This is a genomic window from Halomonas sp. DP5Y7-2 (assembly GCF_019802025.1).
GTDB lineage: Bacteria > Pseudomonadota > Gammaproteobacteria > Pseudomonadales > Halomonadaceae > Halomonas > Halomonas litopenaei_A.
Map to the genome: position 1 here is coordinate 1 of NZ_JAHVHY010000014.1, position 1,948 is coordinate 1,948.

The window sequence follows — 1,948 nt, forward strand, 5'->3', positions numbered from 1 at the left end:
TAAATGCCTGACGATGACCTACTCTCGCATGGGGAGACCCCACACTACCATCGGCGCTGAGCGGTTTCACTTCTGAGTTCGGCAAGGGATCAGGTGGTTCCCACTCGCTATGGTCGTCAGGCGAAAAAAGGCAATGTATATCAATGCTGGCAAAGTCTTGCTCGATACGTCCCACGTATCCGTCAATTATGTCGTGACACCATCGACCAAAACCTCTTGGGTGTTATATGGTCAAGCCTCACGGACCATTAGTACCGGTTAGCTCAACGCCTTGCAGCGCTTCCACACCCGGCCTATCAACCAGCTGGTCTTGCTGGGTCCTTTAGGAGGCTCAAGGCCTCAGGGAGATCTCATCTTGAAGGGGGCTTCCCGCTTAGATGCTTTCAGCGGTTATCCCGTCCGTACATAGCTACCCGGCAATGCCATTGGCATGACAACCGGAACACCAGAGGTACGTCCACTCCGGTCCTCTCGTACTAGGAGCAGCACTTCTCAAATCTCCAACGCCCACGGCAGATAGGGACCGAACTGTCTCACGACGTTCTAAACCCAGCTCGCGTACCACTTTAAATGGCGAACAGCCATACCCTTGGGACCGACTTCAGCCCCAGGATGTGATGAGCCGACATCGAGGTGCCAAACACCGCCGTCGATGTGAACTCTTGGGCGGTATCAGCCTGTTATCCCCGGAGTACCTTTTATCCGTTGAGCGATGGCCCTTCCATACAGAACCACCGGATCACTAGAACCTACTTTCGTACCTGCTCGACGTGTCTGTCTCGCAGTTAAGCACCCTTATGCTCTTGCACTCAATGCACGATTTCCAACCGTGCTGAGGGTACCTTCGTGCTCCTCCGTTACTCTTTGGGAGGAGACCGCCCCAGTCAAACTACCCACCACACACGGTCCTCGAACCGGATTACGGTCCTGAGTTAGAACGCCAATGATGCCAGGCTGGTATTTCAAGGTTGGCTCCACCCCATCTGGCGACAGGGTTTCAAAGCCTCCCAGCTATCCTACACAAGCAACATCAGCGTCCAGTGTGAAGCTGTAGTAAAGGTTCACGGGGTCTTTCCGTCTAGCCGCGGGTACACAGCATCTTCACTGCGATTTCAATTTCACTGAGTCTCGGGTGGAGACAGCGTGGCCATCATTACGCCATTCGTGCAGGTCGGAACTTACCCGACAAGGAATTTCGCTACCTTAGGACCGTTATAGTTACGGCCGCCGTTTACCGGGGCTTCGATCAGGAGCTTCGCGTGAGCTAACACCATCACTTAACCTTCCGGCACCGGGCAGGCGTCACACCCTATACGTCCGCTTGCGCGTTTGCAGAGTGCTGTGTTTTTAATAAACAGTTGCAGCCACCTGGTATCTTCGACCGCGTCAGGCTCCGGTCGCGAGGACCTTCACCCTAATGCGGCGTGCCTTCTCCCGAAGTTACGGCACCATTTTGCCTAGTTCCTTCACCCGAGTTCTCTCAAGCGCCTTGGTATTCTCTACCTGACCACCTGTGTCGGTTTGGGGTACGGTCCCACAGTATCTGAAGCTTAGAGGCTTTTCCTGGAAGCGTGGCATCGATGACTTCCTGACCGTAGTCAGTTCGTCTCGCCTCTCGGCCTTAAGGATCCGGATTTTCCTGAATCCTCAGCCTACTGGCTTTCACCAGGACAACCAACGCCTGGCTCACCTAGCCTTCTTCGTCCCCCCATCGCAATACTGTGAGGTACGGGAATATTGACCCGTTTCCCATCGACTACGCCTTTCGGCCTCGCCTTAGGGGCCGACTCACTCTGCTCCGATTAGCGTCGAACAGAAACCCTTGGTCTTCCGGCGGGGGAGTTTTTCACTCCCCTTGTCGTTACTCATGTCAGCATTCGCACTCGTGATACCTCCAGCATGCTTCTCAACACACCTTCATCGGCTTACACGACGCTCCTCTACCGCG

The 1,948-nt window shown here is 54.7% G+C and carries 2 rRNA genes; both read right to left on the bottom strand.

Features of this window, described 5'->3' with window-relative positions:
* Positions 1 to 5 precede the first annotated feature (5 nt).
* A 5S ribosomal RNA gene (gene rrf, locus KUW18_RS19520) occupies positions 6 to 121 on the bottom strand.
* A 106-nt stretch (positions 122 to 227) separates the two neighbouring features.
* A 23S ribosomal RNA gene (locus tag KUW18_RS19525) occupies positions 228 to 1,948 on the bottom strand; the annotation flags it as partial.